The sequence below is a fragment of the Cupriavidus sp. 09_S30 genome (assembly GCF_056930435.1).
Window position 1 is genome coordinate 3,118,016 of the sequence record NZ_JBXOWI010000002.1, and the last position, 15,986, is coordinate 3,134,001.

Below are 15,986 nucleotides of genomic sequence, written 5' to 3' on the forward strand. Positions count from 1 at the left end.
CGTGCGCCCGCGCTGCTGGCGCAATCCCTTGTGGGGCAAGGGATTGCGCCATCCGCACTTTTTTCCGGCGGAACGCCCCGGACGGCCAGCGGGAAGACCTTGCGCAGTGCGCAAGACCGATTTCCGCCGGCCCGGGACGGCGGCCGCGCCCACGCAGAAATGGGTACGCTTTGGCCGGGGCGCGGGACGGGGCGATGTCGTCGAGCTGGTGGCGCGCCCGGTCCCTGGCTACGTAAAGGCTTCGCTGGCCCGAGGATCCGGCCCGCCCTGGGCGGGATCCTCCTCCCGCGCCAGCCCGCGCCGCAGCCGCCCGACCAGTCCTGCCACCGCGGGGCCGGCGTCTCGGCGCGACATCAGCACCACGCGCGTTTCACAGCCGGGGTCGGACAGCGGCACGAAGCGCACGCCAGGCGGCGCCATGCGCCTGAGCGAAGATGGCACCAGCGCCACGCCGAAGCCGGCTTCCACCAGCGCGAGTTGCGACAGCTTGCGCGAGATCGCGGCGGCCGCGCGCGGATAGAAGCCGGCATCGAGACAGCATTGCGTCACGCGGTGGCTCAGGCCGCCGCGATCCGGGTGCGGCAGCGAGACGAAGTCTTCGTCGCGCAGCGCGGCCACGGCCACTTGCGGCGCACCGGCCAGCGCATGTGTGCAAGCTACCGCCAGTTCCAGGCGTTCCGTGTAGAGCGGATCGACTGCGACCCCCGGATAGCGGCGCAGCACCGGTTCTCGCGCCAGCCCCAGGTCGGCCCTCCCCTCCTCGATCTCCACCGCCTGCTGCTCGCTCGACGCCTGCGAGATGTCGAAGCGCAAACCCGGACTGTCGGCCAGGCACGCACGCAGCAGCGCCGTACAGTCGGGCATGAGCGGCACCGAGCTCGAATGCAGCAGCCGCACCGTGCCATGCTCGCCCCGCTCGACCTGGCGCGCCTGCGCGGAGGCGTCCGCCAGCGCATCGAGAATGCGCCGGGCCGATGCATAGAAGGCACGACCGGCCGGCGTGGGTTCCACATGGCGTGGCTTGCGCACGAGCAAGGCCACCTGCAGCATGGCCTCCATTTCCTTGATCTGCCGGCTCAACGCCGGCTGCGCGATGAACAGCCGCTCGGCGGCCTGGCTGTAGCTGCCGGCATCGACAATCTCGACGAAGTAACGCAGTTGCTTCAGGGTGGGATTCATCTCGGCATGGGTGCGGTCGGCGCAGGTCGGCACAGTTCGGCACAGGCCGTCGCGGCGCGAGGCCGGCGGAACACGCCGCAGTGTGCCACGGCGGCAGCAGCGCGGCGAGCGGCGAGCCGCTGCCATGCCGCTTTGCGATCGGTCGCTGTCCGATTTGATATTGGTCGGCGCGCGCCCGCTGCCCTACTCTGCCTCGACTGGCAGCTCGCCGCGCGAGCCGCCAGCCGTCCGTCGCCAGACCCGGCGTTGCCCTCGTTGCCCTCGTTGCCCTCGTTGCCCTCGTTGCCCTCGTTGCCCTCGTTGCCCTCGTTGCCCTCGTTGCCCTCGTTGCCCTTGACCCCGCCGGCGCGGATGCCGGCCTGCTGTGTTCACCCCTGCGCATGGAACTCTCTCCGCTTCTCGACCTCCCCGGCGCCCTGCTGCCCGGACTCGCTCCCGCCGAATTCCTCGCTATGTGCGCGGCCATCGCCTGCGCCTATGTGATTTTCGGCATGGCCGGCTTCGGCACCGCGCTGGTAGCCTCGCCGGTGCTGGCCTGCATGATGCCGGTGGCGCAGATCGTGCCGCTGCTGGCCCTGATGGACTGCAGCGCCGCCGCGCTGAACCTGCTGCGCGACGGCCATAGCGCCGACCGCGCGGAGCTGCGGCGCGTGCTGCCCTGGCTGCTGGCGGGCAGCTTCGCGGGGGCCGCGCTGCTGCTCCGGCTGCGCGCCGACCTGCTGCCGCCCCTGCTGGGCCTGTTCGTGACCGGCTACGCGCTGTGGTCGCTGGCCGGCAAGCGGCCGGCCGCCAGCTTCACGCCACGCGCGGCGCTGCCGTTCGGGTTGTTCGGGGGGGTGTGCTCGGCCATGTTCGGCAGCGGCGGCTTCCTGTATGCCATCTACCTGTCGGGGCGGCTGGGCAAGGATGCGATGCGCGTCACGCAATCGACTCTAATCGGCGCCAGCACGCTGACGCGCCTGCTGCTGTTCCTGGCCGCCGGTGTCTACGCCGGCGCCGGGCTGCTCAAGCTGGCGCTGGCGCTGGCACCGGCGATGGTGCTGGGTCTGTGGGCGGGCCGGCGCATCACGCTGGGGATGTCGCGCGAGCAGTTCCTGCGCATGGTCAACGCCGTGGTGCTGTGCTCCGGCGTGGCGCTGGTGGCGCGCTACCTGCTGCGCCTGGGCTGAAGCGGCGCGGCACGGCGGCCGCGCCGCGCGGCAGCGTCAGACGATCTCGCGCGTTTCCAGGAACTTCAAGTTCGGGAAGCGCTCCTGCGTGAGGCGCAGGTTGACCATGCTGGGCGCCAGGTAGACGTAGTCGTCGGCGCCGTCGAGGGCCACGTTGTGGCCGGCCTTGTCGATCAGCTTCTCGATCTCGGCCGCGTCGCCCTTGATCCAGCGGGTGGTGGCGCAGTCGTAGCTCTCGAAGATGGCATCGACGCCGTACTCGTGCTCCAGCCGGTGCGCCACCACGTCGAACTGCAGGATGCCGACCGCGCCCAGCACCAGGTCGTTTGAGCCGAGCGGGCGGAACAGCTGCGTGGCGCCTTCCTCGGCCAGCTGCTGCAGGCCCTTCTGCAGCTGCTTGACCCTGAGCGGGTTGTTCAGCCGCGCGCGGCGGAAGAACTCGGGCGCGAAGGACGGGATGCCGGTGAACTTGAGCGTCTCGCCCTCGGTGAAGACGTCGCCCAGGCGGATCGTGCCGTGGTTGGGCACGCCGATGATGTCGCCGGCGTAGGCCTCTTCCGTGGTGTTGCGGTCCTGCGCCATGAAGGTGATGGCGTTGTTGATGGCCACGGTCTTGCCGGCGGCCACGTGCAGCAGCTTCATGCCGCGTTCGAAGCGGCCCGAGCACACGCGCACGAAGGCGATGCGGTCGCGGTGGCGCGGATCCATATTGGCCTGGATCTTGAACACGAATCCGGAGAACTTGGACTCCTGCGGCTCGACCTGGCGCGTCTCGGTATTGCGCGTCAGCGGCGGCGGCGACAGCTGGCACAGCGCGTCGAGCAGCGACTGCACGCCGAAGTTGTTGATGGCCGAGCCGAAGTAGACCGGGGTCTGCTTGCCGGCGAGGAAAGCGTCCTTGTCGAAGGCATGCGAGGCACCGCGCACCAGCTCGATCTCCACACGCAGCTCGTCGGCCTGGCTGCCCAGGATGCGGTCCAGCTCGGGATTGTCGAGTCCGTCGACGATGGCGGCCGTGCCCTTGTCACCGTGCGGGTCGAACAGCTGCACCTTGTCGTCGATCAGGTGGTACACGCCGCGGAAGGCCTTGCCCATGCCGATCGGCCAGGTCATCGGCGCGCACTGGATCTGCAGCACGTCCTCGATCTCGTCGAGCAGCTCGATCGGTGAGCGGCCCTCGCGGTCCAGCTTGTTGATGAAGGTCAGGATGGGCGTGGCGCGCAGGCGGCAGACGTTGAGCAGCTTGATGGTCTGCGCTTCCACGCCGTTGACCGAGTCGATCACCATCACCGCCGAGTCCACGGCGGTCAGCGTGCGGTAGGTGTCCTCCGAGAAGTCCTCGTGGCCCGGCGTGTCGAGCAGGTTGACGATGTTCTCCAGGTAGGGGAACTGCATCACCGAGGAGGTCACCGAGATGCCGCGCTGCTTTTCCAGCTCCATCCAGTCGGAGGTGGCATGCCGGTCGGCCTTGCGCGCCCGCACCTCGCCCGCCACCTGGATGGCGCCGCCGAACCACAGCAGCTTCTCGGTCAAGGTCGTCTTACCCGCGTCGGGGTGGGAAATAATGGCAAAGGTGCGCCGGCGCGCAATTTCGGAAACGAGCGAACTCACGGATTCGACTGGCTGGAAAAGGGGAGAATGGGACCCGGAATGCGCCTGCCCGGCCACGCGGCGCGGCCGTTGCGCCGGGGTTGGCGAACTGGACAGGCGGTGGCCCCGGGGACACGCACGGGGGAATTGGCCGCTATTCTACCGGGTTCGACGCCGGGGGCTGCGGTCCGCCCTGGCCGGGCTCGTGCATGCCGGCGCGCAGGGCCGCGGCACGCAGGCTGCCGAACTGCAGTGCGTACTGGTGGGTCAGCTCGGCGCCGAAGAAGAAGATCTGCGCCGAATAGTAGATCCACAGCATCAGGGCCACGACCGAACCAGCAGCGCCATAGGAGGATGCCACCGCGCTGTTGCCCAGGTAGATTCCGATCAGGCGCTTGCCCACGGCGAACAGCAGCGCCGTGACGACCGCCCCCATGGCCACGTCGCGCCAGGCCACGCGCGCCTTGGGCAGCATCTTGAAAATCACGGCGAAAAGCAGCGTGACCACGCCCAGCGAGAAACCCTCCGACATAGCCTCGGCCACCGGCGCGAACCAGGACTCGGTCCAGATCTGGCCCCAGAAGCGATCCACCACCGCCAGCGCCGCATTGACGATCAGCGACACCAGCAGCATGAAGGCCAGCACCAGCACCAGGCTGAAGGACAGCAGGCGGGCCCGCAGCAGCTGCTGCCAGCCCGCGGTCTGGTCGGCTGGCGCCTGCCAGATCTCGTCGAGGCTGCTTTTGAGTTCGGCAAAGGCGCTGGTCGCGCCGACGAACAGGATGCCGGTGGCGATGACCGTGGCCAGGCCGCTGCCGCCGGTGCGATGGGTGGCAGCCAGGAGCTCCTGGATGGCAGCCGCGCCCTGCTCCCCGACCAGGTCGCGCAGTTGGGCGAAGATCTCACCGCGCGCGGCCTCCGCGCCGAAAAACAGGCCGGCGATGGAAATCACCAGCACCAGGATGGGCGCCAGCGAAAACAGCATGTAGAAGGACAGCGCGGCGCCCTTGCTCGCGGCACGATGCTCCAGCCAGGAATGGACGGCGCCGCTCACGACGAGTCCCGTGCGCGCCAGCGTGTGGCGGTTCGGCAACCATTGCAGCAGCCGGCGTCGCCGGTCCTGGGCGTTCATGGCAGCGGGACGCGGCCGCGCGGGCCGCCGGTCGACGTTGCGCGCATATGCGTGTCTTCCCCCTTCCTGGAACTCCCGCATGCAGAGAAGGGCCGGCTGCCGCCATGCCAATCCGGCACAGGCGGCACAGGCAAAACCAGCCCACGAACGGTTCATGATAGCGCGCATCGCGCACATCCCCCAAGCCGGGCGGCCCTGGGCACGTCCACCATGCGCATGCCGATACGCCTGCTACAGTACATGCACGGACACCGGTGCGCAGCCGCCACCGGCAGAATGGCAGCGATTCCCGCAAGGAGGACGCCAAATGAACCGCTCGACCTTCGCACGGCTTGCCGCCGTCGCGGCGCTGGCCTTGCCGGTACTGTGTGCGTCGGGCTGCGACCGTGCCAAGCCCGGCCCGGGCCCGAAACCGATCTCCAGCCAGGCGCCTGCGCCGACGGCGGCCAGCCAGCCACCTGCCCGCTAAGACGGTTGCCGCTGCTTCGCCGCGGCGGCGTCCGTACCCGTTTCTGCGAAGGTGCCAGGCATACGCCGTTCACGATGAACGGCACGCGGCAAGGCATCCTTCCCGGTGCGTACCGCGCCCCCGAAACCGTTGTATCAGCAGTGCAACCGACGCGCTTCCGTGCGCCTCGCCACCGTGCACATGCCTGCACGTGCCCGCTTTCCGCCATGCAGGCGGACCCGGCAGGCAACTGACCGCGCGCGGACCGCCGGCAGCGCGGTATCCGGGTTGCATGGCCGCAACAGAATCGGCGCCGCCGGCGCCGCAAGTGTCGATGCCGGCCTCTCAACTCTTCACAAATCAAGCATTTGCGCGCACTGGCATGTTTGTCGCTATGCATCCGGTGACAGTCAGCCTACAGGCATGACAAGAACATGTGAGAACAGATTTGGGGGAGCTCGGAGCCATGCGTCAACCAGCAGCACGCATGACGGCGCGCAGGCGCTTGCTTCACCTGGGACGGCCCATGCCCCCGGTGATGCGGCAGCTGTCGCCCGAGGCCCCCCGACCGCGCCTGCCGGCGCGGGATGCACCCAAGTTTTGTCAGGCGTCGAGTCACGCCCTGCCCCTCGTGGCCTATCGCAGCAAGGCAATGCGATAGGCCGCCAGGTGGCGCGTACCGGTGTCTCGCGCAGGACAGCATCCGATTGTGCTCCGTCCCCCGGCGGGCACTTTTTTATAGGCAGCAGGGAGGCAGGCCAGGGGCATCCAGACCACCACCGTCGTCGTGATGGCCCGCCTCCCCGCCACGGCGGGCGGGGCGCTGGCGGTCCTCCATAGAGAGACGTGACGGCGAGACGTGGCCGCGCAACCCAGGGCCAGGCGTGGATGCGGTTGCGCCCGTCGGCTGCGCGGATGACGGCTACTCGCCGCCCGGCATCGGCTGGCTTTCCACGCGGATATTGTGCTTGTGCATCAGCCGGTACAGCGTGACGCGCGACACGTTGAGCTCGCGCGCAGCCGGCACGACATGGAAGCCATGGCTGGCCATCACGTTGCGGATCGCCTCGCGCTCTGCCTCCTCGCGGATCGCATCGAGCGTGCGCCGCGGGTTCTCGGCGCCGCCGTGCAATTGCAGATCCTCGGCGGTGATCTTGCGGTTGTCCGTCATCACGATGGCGCGCCGCACGCGGTTGATCAGTTCACGCACGTTGCCGGGCCACTCGTACTGCATCATGGCCTGCGTCGCGCACGGCGAGAATCCGCGGATGCGCCGCCGCGCCTCCTGCCCGTGCTGGGCCAACACGGCATTGGCCAGCAGCAGGATGTCCTCGCCTCGCTCACGCAGGGGCGGGATGGCCAGCGTCAGCACGCAAAGGCGGTGGAACAGGTCGGAGCGGAAGCGTCCGTCGGCCTGTGCCGCCACCAGGTCCACGTGCGTGGCAGAGATGATGCGCAGGTCGAGCGGGATGGACTGGTGTCCGCCCAGTCGCGTGATGGTGCCCTGCTGCAGGAAACGCAGCAGCGCCACCTGGCTCTCCAGCGGCAGGTCGCCGATCTCATCCAGGAAGAGCGTGCCGCCCTGCGCCTGTTCGATCCAGCCGATCTTGCGCTGGTTGGCCCCGGTGAAGGCGCCTTTCTCGTAGCCGAACAGTTCGGACTGCACGAGATGCGAGGGAATGGCGCCGCAGTTGATGGCGACGAACGGCCCCTTGCGGCGGCTGGACGCCTCGTGGATGGCCTGCGCGGCGAGCTCCTTGCCTGTGCCCGACTCGCCGGAGATGAACACCGGCGCCTCGTTGTGGGCCACTTTGGCCAGCGAGCGAAACATGATGCGCATCGGCGCGCATTCGCCGATCATCTTCCCTTGGCCGACCGCCTCGCCGGTCTGGGTGCCATGCAGGCACGCCATGCCATGAGCGTGCTTGAGCGTATAGAGCAGGTTGTCGAACGAGAACGGCGTGCGCACATAGTCGACGCAGTAATCGCGGATCAGCCGCCGCACGCGCTCGTTCTCCAGCATATGGCTGTTGGTGATCGCCACCCACATGACTTGCGGATGCTGCAGGCTTTGCTCGAGCAGCACGAGCTCGGCATCGCTGTAATCGCTTTCCAGATCGATGAGGCCGGCCATCGGCGCGCTCACGCGCACGATTCGCTCGAGCTCGCGCAGCTGGTGGACCCGGCGGATCTCCCAGCCGGCACCGAACTGCGAGGGTTCGATACTGTAGTCCTCATGGCGCGACACGACCAGCACCTGCGCGGTGCGTGCCGCTGCCTTGCAGAGTCGCTCCATGACGTTCTCCCGGTTGTTGGGCTTGTTATTGGATCCGGCTCGCGTTGCCCGCCGTCCATTGCAGGAACGGGGCAAGGCGGCGCGCGGATCGGGCACCCGCAACGAGAACGTCATAGCTTGGACAGACGGCGAGTCTGGTCGCCGAGAATGGCCTCGTGGTCGCCGCCAGCGAGCAGTTGCTCGCGAATGCGCCGCCGTACCATTTCCTTCTCCCGCATCAGTTCAGTGCGGGGTGCGTCGGGGCTCTGGCCGGAATATTGGAAGTAGAGCGTCTTGTAAGTGAGCTGGCTGAGCATCCAGTCCTGCAGCATCGCACGCTGTCGCGACAGCTCGGCCTCGAGCATGCGGTTGCGCTTGAGCAAGGCGTCGAGCGACTGCTGGACGCTGTCCGGCAGGATGGCATCGCGCGACAGGCCGCCGGCCACGCCGTCGTCCTGCTCATCGCCGGTGACGTCAAGTGCGTCCCGGCAGCCCGCAGCACGCAGGGCGGCCCAGGCTCGGTGAATGGGAAGACTGGCTGACTCGCTGATAGGCCCCATTGCGGCTTGCTGAACTTCTCCTGCATTCATGGTGGATCCCCGTTTTACAACACCCCCGGCACTGCTCGTTCGCGATTACCACTTGTCTTAATTTGTATTCATCCGGCGCGCGTAGGGTCGCGCGCTCTTTTCGTGGTGGCGAAGCCGTCTATCCGACGGTCATTTTTCAGTCATTGCTGTTCGCGGTCAGGACCCTTGCATCGGGCAAGGCACGCGCGGGCGACTTCCGGAAGACCCGGGAGTCAAGAAAGGGCGCCTCGAAGCGCCCCTGTGTTTGCCACGCCTTTAGTTCAGTGCATTTGCAGCAGTTTGTCCAGCCTTCTCGGCGCGCAGTGCATGAATTTCATCCTTAAGGATGACGCCCGTTCGGGTCAAAATTCCGCACTCTAAATGTAATTGAGCACTCACTTTCAACGCAGAAACGGGTACGCTCAACCGGTCGGGAGCGCTCGCAGAATTGGGTACGCCGCGACGGGCGCGACGGCGGGCAATCGCCCCCCATCGCTTCTACGCCTCGGTGTCAGTGTCCGGGGAGGTAGTAGAACTTGAATACAAAGACCGCCGCAATGATCCAGACGATCATCGGCACCTGGCGCGCCTTGCCGGTGAGGAGCTTCAGCGCGGCGTAGGTGATGAAGCCGAACGCGACACCGTTGGCCACCGAGTAGGTGAACGGCATGCCCAGCACGGTCAGCACCGCGGGGACGACCTCGGTAGCGTCGTTCCAGTCGATCTCCACGAGCTCGCGCAACATCAGGCAGGACACGTAGAGCAGCGCCGGCGCAGTAGCATACGCAGGCACCGTACCGGCCAGCGGCCCGATGAACAGACAGGCGAGGAACAACACCGCCACGGTGACGGCCGTCAGCCCCGTGCGACCGCCCGCCTGCACGCCGGACGCACTCTCGATAAAGGCGGTGGTGGACGAGGTGCCCAGCAGCGAGCCGGCCATGATGGCCGTGCTGTCTGCCATCAGTGCCTTGTTCAGCCGGTCCATGCGGCCCGCCTTGAGCAGGCCTGCGCGGTTGGCGACGCCCATCAGCGTGCCGGTGGCGTCGAACAACTCGACCAGGAAGAAGACCAGCACGACGTTGACGATGCCGATCGACAGCGCACCCGAGATATCGAGCTTGAACAGCGTGGGCTCGATCGACGGCGGCACCGAAAAGACGCCGTGGAAGGTGTTGTCGCCAACGATGAAGCTCAGCACCGTGGTCAGCAGGATGCCGATCAGGATGGCGCCCCTGACGCGCAGGTAGTCGAGAGAGACGATCGCGAAAAAACCGATGACGGCCAGCACCGCCGATCTGCTGTGCAGATCGCCGATGGTGACGAGCGTCGCCGGACTCGCTGCGATGATGCCCGCGTTCTTCAGTGAAACAATGGCAAGGAAGAGCCCGATGCCCGCAGTGATCGCTATGCGTATCGAATGGGGAATACCATTGACGATCACCTCGCGCACGCGCAACAGCGTCACCAGCAGGAACAGGCAGCCTGAAATGAAGACCGCGCCAAGCGCCGCCTGCCAAGGCAGGCCCATGCCCTTGACCACCGTATAGGCGAAATATGCGTTCAGGCCCATGCCCGGTGCCATCGCGATCGGGTAGTTGGCGTAGCAGCCCATGACCAGTGTGCCCAGCGCGGCTGCCACGCAGGTCGCGACGAAGACAGCGTCCTTCGGCAAGCCCGCATCGCCCAGGATGCTCGGGTTGACGAAGATGATGTAGGCCATTGTCAGGAAGGTGGTCAGGCCCGCCAGCACCTCGGTGCGGACATCGGTCTGGTGCTCACGGAGCTTGAACAGTCGTTCGACGAGCGAAGCGGGCGCCGCCTGGTGGCGGGGCGGATGGGATGCGGATTCAGGGTTGTGCATGGTCTGTCTGCTGGCATCGTCCTGGCGCATGCACCTGTGTCTGCGAAGGACGACGCGGGGCATATGTGACGCGGGCTGCAATGCCAGCGAATACACGTTTTGTGAAAAGGCGTGATGATCCCACAGCGCGGTCCTCGGCGCGAAGCGCGGCCTGGGATAGCCCCATCTTGACGCTGGCGTCAATCCCCCGTATAAAGCCGTTAGATTCAAGCGACGAGGCAACAGCACATTCGTTAGCCACCGTCTTGGTACTTCGGTTGTCCATGGTGTCCTTTCCTTGAGTTGCTTTGTTCGGCGGTGCCTGGCACCAGCCGTGTGTTTATTTTTTTTGTGGAAAGCAATCCCATGCAAACCGGTATCGTGAAATGGTTCAACGACGCCAAGGGCTTCGGCTTCATCAAGCCGGACGCCGGCGGTGACGATCTCTTCGCTCACTTCTCCGAAGTCCGCGCCGACGGCTTCAAGACGCTGCAAGAGAACCAGCGCGTTTCGTTCGAAGTGAAGAATGGCCCGAAGGGCCTGCAAGCAGCGAACATCACCCCGCTGTAAGTCGCGCGACGCACAAGCCTGCAATTGCAGGCTTTGCCGTCAGCAAAGAACCCCGCCGCAAGGCGGGGTTTTTTTTCGCCTTTTTTCGGCCCACACCGCCTGCCCGCAGTTCGCCGAGGCAGGCACACGCACATCTGGCGCGTGACCGCAGCCCCTGCGGCGCGCGACGCCTCGTGATCTCCCGGCGCCAGGCGCTTGCATGCATCTGCGGTCGACCGGTTGCCCGCAGAAACGGGTACGCCCAGTCTCTCAGGCAATGCCTGGTCCATCCCGCCCTGCCATGACGACGAACGCAGAAATGGGTACGCCTTCGCGTCCCGACTGACCGCGGCGGCCCTCACTGGGGCTCGCGGCACTGTCCCAGAGCCTCGCAGAAACGGGTACGCCCCGGGCGATTGGATGCCTCCCTGGTGACCGCAGACACGCCGTGCTGGGCCGCCGCCACCGCAGAAATGGGTACGCCCCTCGCGGATAAAGTGCCTCATAGGCCGCTCTGATCGGAAATTCCACGCAGAAACGGGTACGCCCCCACTTTCATCCCTGGCTTGCAAACGCAGAAATGGGTACGCCATGCCTCACCGTAAGCAGACACGGTCAGTTCCCGATCAAGCGGCTGCCGGGCAGGCGTACCCGTTTCTGCGCCAGACATCACGCTACGCAGAAGTGGGTACGCCCTTGCGACCGGTAGCCGGTGGTGAATCGTCCGCAGAAGTAGGTACGGGCAGGGCGATCGACCCCGCCCTCCGCCATTTTGCAGCCAGAACCTCTTGCCGGACGGTACGCAGAAACGGGTACGCACAGCAGAGCGCTAGCTCGCCCATCATCGATTTGTACGCAAGTGCTCGCTTTCAATATATGGCAGGTGTATAATGGTGTTTCGTATTCTTTTTGGTGTCACAGGCTTGGCACGGACGCCGCAGAAATGGGTACGGCGCACCGTATACCGAGTGTGTTTCTGGGCGCAGAAATGGGTACGGCGGAGCGCAAACAGGCACGTATACGTCTTTCGCAGAATCAGGTACGCCGCAGAAACGGGTACGGGACGGTAAACCGAGGGGATGCCGCAACCCGCCCGCAGAACTGGGTACGCTCGGCGCGTTGTCGGCACGCAGAAACGGGTACGCCCGCCCCTGATTCGGCAATTTTTGGACGTCTCAGGGAGCGATTCGGGCGAAAAAGGCTGGTAAACACGCCATCCGGCGCCTCTAGCACGCAGAATTGGGTACGCTTTCGCGCCAGGTGCTGTGGACAAGACTGTGGGTTTCGCGACTTATCCCCGCAGAAATCGGTTCGGGCTATGCGCTGAAACAGGTTCGGCCCGGCGCAGAATCAGGTTCAGGGTTTCGCAGAATCGAGTACGAACCTCCGCAGAATCGGGTTCGACTGGCGGTCCAGACCCCCATCAGATCAAGGACTTAGCCTTCCGTATACGGTTTACGAGTAGTTAACCAATACGCTTACTTTTTACCGGTAGTGGATGGATTCCGTCCGTGGACAACCCTGCCCGGGTTGCCCACCGCCAGGCCTCCATGCCAGCAAGCAAGAGACCCACAAAGTCCAACCACTAGCACTGGCGAAATTCGCTAGTCGTACCTGTTTCTGCGTGACAAGGCTGGTAGCTTCGAGTACAAAGGCGGGTAATCCGAAGCAAGCCACCTATGCCTATCAAACGCTCCCCGGTCATTGCGGGAGATCGCCCGTTCACCGATGCGGATCGCGAGCCTCCCAGAATCATCGTTCCCGGCAACGAGAACGGCCTGGTGCCGTCCGAGAAGTTCCAGCGCCTGTTCGACGAGGCTCAAGCAATGGAACGGGAAGACGCGTGGCAAAGCGGCGAAGTCGGCTTTCTGAGCCGCGCCAGCGTCCAGGTGACCTTGCCGTATCGTGCGCCGAAAGGCGCGCCACCTGTCTGGACGCGTACCAGCGGCAACATCTCGCTGATGATCCAGCCGGGCTACTTCACCCAGCAACGCTCCGAACGCGCCAGCAACGGCCGGCAGAAGCTGGTTTCGGAGACGGTTTCGCTCGGCTATCCCTACGGTTCCTATCCCCGGCTGATGCTGGCGTGGATCGGTAAGGAGATCATGGCCAAGAAGAAGCGCGGCGAGTTTACGGGGACGGTCGAGGACCGCCGCATCTCGCTTGGCAACTCCTTGTCCGAGTTCATGTACAACCTGGGCATTCCGATGGCCACAGGTGGCAAACGGGGCACGATGACGCTGGTGCGTCAGCAGATGATCCGCCTGTTCTCGGCCAGCATTGCCATCGTCCAGAACAAGTCGACGACGCCAAGCAACGAGCCGCTATCGATCGACCGTGTCGGCTACCTGCTGGCCGACCAGCTGTCGACCTGGTGGGATCCGATGCAGCCTGGGCAGGGCTCGATGTTCGAGAGCTTCGTGGTGTTGTCCGAGCCGTTCTTCAACGAGCTGGTAAACCGGCCTGTGCCGGTGGATATGCGCGCACTGAAGGCACTCAAGCAGTCGCCGTTCGCGCTCGACGTTTACTCGTGGCTGACTTATCGCTTCTTCACGATCCAACGGCGCACGGAAATCCCTTGGGAAGCCCTGCAGATGCAGTTCGGCACGGAGACGGAGAGCGAACGGAAGTTCCGAGCACTGTTCCGCAAGGCGCTGAAGGACGTGCTGGTCGTTTACCCGGACGCGAAGGTGGATGCGGACTCATCGAAGGCTCTGATTCTGCAGCCTTCCAGGACCAGCGTGCGAAAGCTGGCCTGACCGCAGGCGAGGCCGCCGCGGCCGTCAGGGGCCAGTGGAGAAAAGGCAAGCGCGATGCGCTTGCCTTTCACATTTCAGGACCCTTGCAGTAGGGCTGGCCCGCTGCAAGGGATCGGGCGATGCCCCGAGAGTCAGGCCGGCTTGATGGCCGAAGCCTGCAGGCCCTTGGGACCCTGCTTGACCTCGAAGGTGACGCGTTGCCCATCCTTCAGGGTCTTGAAGCCGCTGCCCTGGATTTCAGAGAAATGCGCAAACAGATCCGCGCCACCATCATCCGGGGTAATGAAGCCAAAGCCCTTGGTCTCGTTGAACCACTTGACCGTACCGGTTGCCATAGGGATTTCCTTTTCGAAGCAAGTTCTTGTACACGACGCAAACAACCGTTCAAGCACGTTGAGTTCTCGTAGATACCGAACGGAAGCCGACGAGGGTGACACGACTTGACTCGACTGTCGAGGGCATCATAACCACTTTGTCTGCGTGTGTCATGTGCGTCGTACAGCGCACCTCTTAATACTGTAGGCGCATCCAGGCTCGGATTTCAAGAGGAAGGTGCTGGGCGTTCGCAATCACCGATCACGTCATTATTTACAAATATTATTTTCCCCTGTAGTTGAATCATTAAGCCTCTTTGTCTAAAGTGGCGGCTAATGACAAACGCGCTTTCAGCGCTGAAAGAGAGGTCGCAGTGGCAGCCAAGATCATCACTGTTTTTAACCAGAAGGGCGGGTGCGGCAAAACGACGGTCAGCATGCACCTGGCCGGCACGCTTGGATTGCGCGGTGCGCGGTCAATGCTCGTGGATATGGACGAGCAAGGCACGGCGACACGATGGGCGGCGCAGGCCAGCGATGAGCGCCCGTTTCCGGCCTCCGTGATCGGGCTGGCGCCTTCCGGCGGCGCCATGCACCGCGAGGTGCGCAAGTTCGTGCAGGACTACGACTATATCGTCGTCGACTGTCCTCCGGCCGTGCATTCGGCAGCGCCATCCAGTGCCCTGCTGATTTCCGATCTCGCGGTCATTCCCGTGGTGCCATCCCCGCCCGACCTGTGGGCAGCGGTCGCCGCCAAGACGCTGGCCCAGCATGCCCAGGTCCAGAACGAGAGCCTGCTGATCCGCGTGCTGGCGAATATGGTGCAACGGCGCGTTTCTATCGCTCGCCAGGCCATCGAAATTCTTGGCGACGACGCGGATGTCCCTCTGATGCATTCCATGGTGGGCTCGCGCTCGGCGTTCCGCGAGTGCCAGGCCATTGGCTGCACGGTGCATGGCGTGGCCGGTGCACGCGAATCCGTGCAGGAAGTCGACCTGATGGTCGACGAAATACTGTCCCTGATTGAATAAGCAATAGGCATTGAGCATGGCAACGAAACTAAAGAGTCTGAAGGCAGGCATGCTGGCAGGCATGGCGGCCGAGAAGAGCCGCAGCGGCGCAATAGACAGGTTTGCGCGGGCGGAAGCCGCCATCTCACAGCACCCCAATGGCTTGTTGCAGGGCAGGGCGACCGAGATTGCGGCCGTTTTCAGCGCTGAAAGTGCGCCTGAGGAACTGGGCGGACGCACGCTCAAGCGGATCCCGCTGATCCAGCTACACGACAACCCCTTCAACGCCCGGCGCATCTATGACCCGGCGGTCGTGCAGGAACGTGCTGCGTCCATCGCCACGCATGGCCAGAAGACTCCCGGCCTTGCCGCTCCGGATCCTGCCCGGCCTGGGCACTACATCCTGATCGACGGTCACTACCGTAAACGAGCGCTTGCCTCCGCCGGCAAACTCGAGATGGAGTGCTTCGTCGAGGACGACCTGAGCGACCTTGATTTCTACCGTCTGTCCTTCCTCCTGAACGAGCAACGCTCGGACCAATCGGCGCTGGATAACGCAATCGCCTGGCGACAACTGATCGACGAGGGCAAGGTACAGAAGGAGGAGGAGATCTGCGAACTGACGGGCATGTCGGCCGGCACCGTAAACAAGACCCTGGCCTTGCTCAAGTTGCCGGACTCCGTTCTCGCCGTGATGCGCGAGCGCCCTAGCGCCATCGGTATTGCCGCAGGATATGAGCTGACGCTGTATCACAAGACGGCGGGCGAGGAACGCACCCGCGAACTGGCGGTGCGCATCATGAACGACGGGCTGTCCAGCCGCGAGGTGGAAGCCATCCGCAAGCACGCACAGGAGAGCAAGCCGCGCAAGGTCAAGGAAATCAGCCGCCAGTACAAGATCCGAACGGACAATGGTCAGTTGCTCGGTACCATCAAGGAGTGGGATTCCGGCCGGGTCATGCTCGATGTCCAGATCGCCGATCGCAACGCACGCGAGGCACTGGTCGAAGCCTTGAAGACGCGATTCGGACTGGACCAGGCGCTGATCTGAAACTGGGCATTGGCGGGAAGGGTCCGCCAGCCAAGATGGGGCGGCGATGCCGCCTCCGTCCGAATCTCCCGCCACTCAGGCCACTCAGGCCACTCAGG

General features: G+C 64.9%; 13 protein-coding genes. 6 read left to right on the top strand and 7 right to left on the bottom strand.

Annotated features, from left to right (window positions below; translation table 11 throughout):
* Positions 1-228: 228 nt before the first annotated feature.
* Positions 229-1,305: a LysR family transcriptional regulator gene (locus AC1Z3O_RS34145; protein WP_483521605.1), complete on the bottom strand. Its 1,077-nt coding sequence runs from the start codon at positions 1,303-1,305 to the stop codon at positions 229-231.
* Between the two features lie 254 nt (positions 1,306-1,559).
* Between AC1Z3O_RS34145 and AC1Z3O_RS34150 the strand changes: the two genes are divergently transcribed.
* A complete protein-coding gene (locus AC1Z3O_RS34150) occupies positions 1,560-2,348 on the top strand; it encodes a sulfite exporter TauE/SafE family protein (protein WP_483521607.1) in 789 nt (262 codons plus the stop codon).
* 36 nt (positions 2,349-2,384) lie between these two features.
* Here the strand turns inward: AC1Z3O_RS34150 and AC1Z3O_RS34155 are convergent, their stop codons facing one another.
* Both AC1Z3O_RS34155 and AC1Z3O_RS34160 read right to left on the bottom strand, forming a co-directional pair.
* Positions 2,385-3,959, bottom strand: coding sequence for a peptide chain release factor 3 (locus AC1Z3O_RS34155; protein WP_483521609.1), 1,575 nt, complete (start codon positions 3,957-3,959; stop codon positions 2,385-2,387).
* Between the two features lie 133 nt (positions 3,960-4,092).
* A complete protein-coding gene (locus tag AC1Z3O_RS34160) occupies positions 4,093-5,070 on the bottom strand; it encodes a YihY/virulence factor BrkB family protein (protein ID WP_483521611.1) in 978 nt (325 codons plus the stop codon).
* Between the two features lie 307 nt (positions 5,071-5,377).
* Between AC1Z3O_RS34160 and AC1Z3O_RS34165 the strand changes: the two genes are divergently transcribed.
* Positions 5,378-5,539 carry a hypothetical protein gene (locus AC1Z3O_RS34165; RefSeq protein WP_483521613.1) on the top strand — a complete coding sequence of 54 codons (162 nt, stop codon included), beginning with the start codon at positions 5,378-5,380 and terminating at the stop codon, positions 5,537-5,539.
* Between the two features lie 901 nt (positions 5,540-6,440).
* On the opposite strand, the gene AC1Z3O_RS34170 is transcribed toward AC1Z3O_RS34165, so the two are convergent.
* The 3 genes from AC1Z3O_RS34170 to AC1Z3O_RS34180 form a co-directional block, all read right to left on the bottom strand.
* Positions 6,441-7,814: a sigma 54-interacting transcriptional regulator gene (locus AC1Z3O_RS34170; RefSeq protein ID WP_483521614.1), complete on the bottom strand. Its 1,374-nt coding sequence runs from the start codon at positions 7,812-7,814 to the stop codon at positions 6,441-6,443.
* A 110-nt stretch (positions 7,815-7,924) separates the two neighbouring features.
* Positions 7,925-8,383 carry a hypothetical protein gene (locus AC1Z3O_RS34175; protein ID WP_483521616.1) on the bottom strand — a complete coding sequence of 153 codons (459 nt, stop codon included), beginning with the start codon at positions 8,381-8,383 and terminating at the stop codon, positions 7,925-7,927.
* Between the two features lie 490 nt (positions 8,384-8,873).
* Complete coding sequence (locus AC1Z3O_RS34180) at positions 8,874-10,226, bottom strand: NCS2 family permease (RefSeq protein ID WP_483521617.1); 1,353 nt, start codon at positions 10,224-10,226, stop codon at positions 8,874-8,876.
* 345 nt (positions 10,227-10,571) lie between these two features.
* On the opposite strand from AC1Z3O_RS34180, the gene AC1Z3O_RS34185 reads away from it, so the two are divergent.
* Positions 10,572-10,775: a cold-shock protein gene (locus AC1Z3O_RS34185; RefSeq protein ID WP_483521619.1), complete on the top strand. Its 204-nt coding sequence runs from the start codon at positions 10,572-10,574 to the stop codon at positions 10,773-10,775.
* 1,658 nt (positions 10,776-12,433) lie between these two features.
* Positions 12,434-13,513 carry a replication protein RepA gene (locus AC1Z3O_RS34190; RefSeq protein ID WP_483521620.1) on the top strand — a complete coding sequence of 360 codons (1,080 nt, stop codon included), beginning with the start codon at positions 12,434-12,436 and terminating at the stop codon, positions 13,511-13,513.
* A 131-nt stretch (positions 13,514-13,644) separates the two neighbouring features.
* Here AC1Z3O_RS34190 and AC1Z3O_RS34195 read toward each other — a convergent pair whose 3' ends face one another.
* Positions 13,645-13,848: a cold-shock protein gene (locus AC1Z3O_RS34195; RefSeq protein WP_006159056.1), complete on the bottom strand. Its 204-nt coding sequence runs from the start codon at positions 13,846-13,848 to the stop codon at positions 13,645-13,647.
* Between the two features lie 353 nt (positions 13,849-14,201).
* Between AC1Z3O_RS34195 and AC1Z3O_RS34200 the strand changes: the two genes are divergently transcribed.
* Both AC1Z3O_RS34200 and AC1Z3O_RS34205 read left to right on the top strand, forming a co-directional pair.
* Positions 14,202-14,858: an AAA family ATPase gene (locus AC1Z3O_RS34200; protein ID WP_483521626.1), complete on the top strand. Its 657-nt coding sequence runs from the start codon at positions 14,202-14,204 to the stop codon at positions 14,856-14,858.
* Positions 14,859-14,874: 16 nt separating this feature from the next.
* On the top strand, positions 14,875-15,888 hold the full coding sequence (locus AC1Z3O_RS34205) for a ParB/RepB/Spo0J family partition protein (RefSeq protein ID WP_483522141.1): 1,014 nt from the start codon (positions 14,875-14,877) through the stop codon (positions 15,886-15,888).
* Positions 15,889-15,986: the final 98 nt, after the last annotated feature.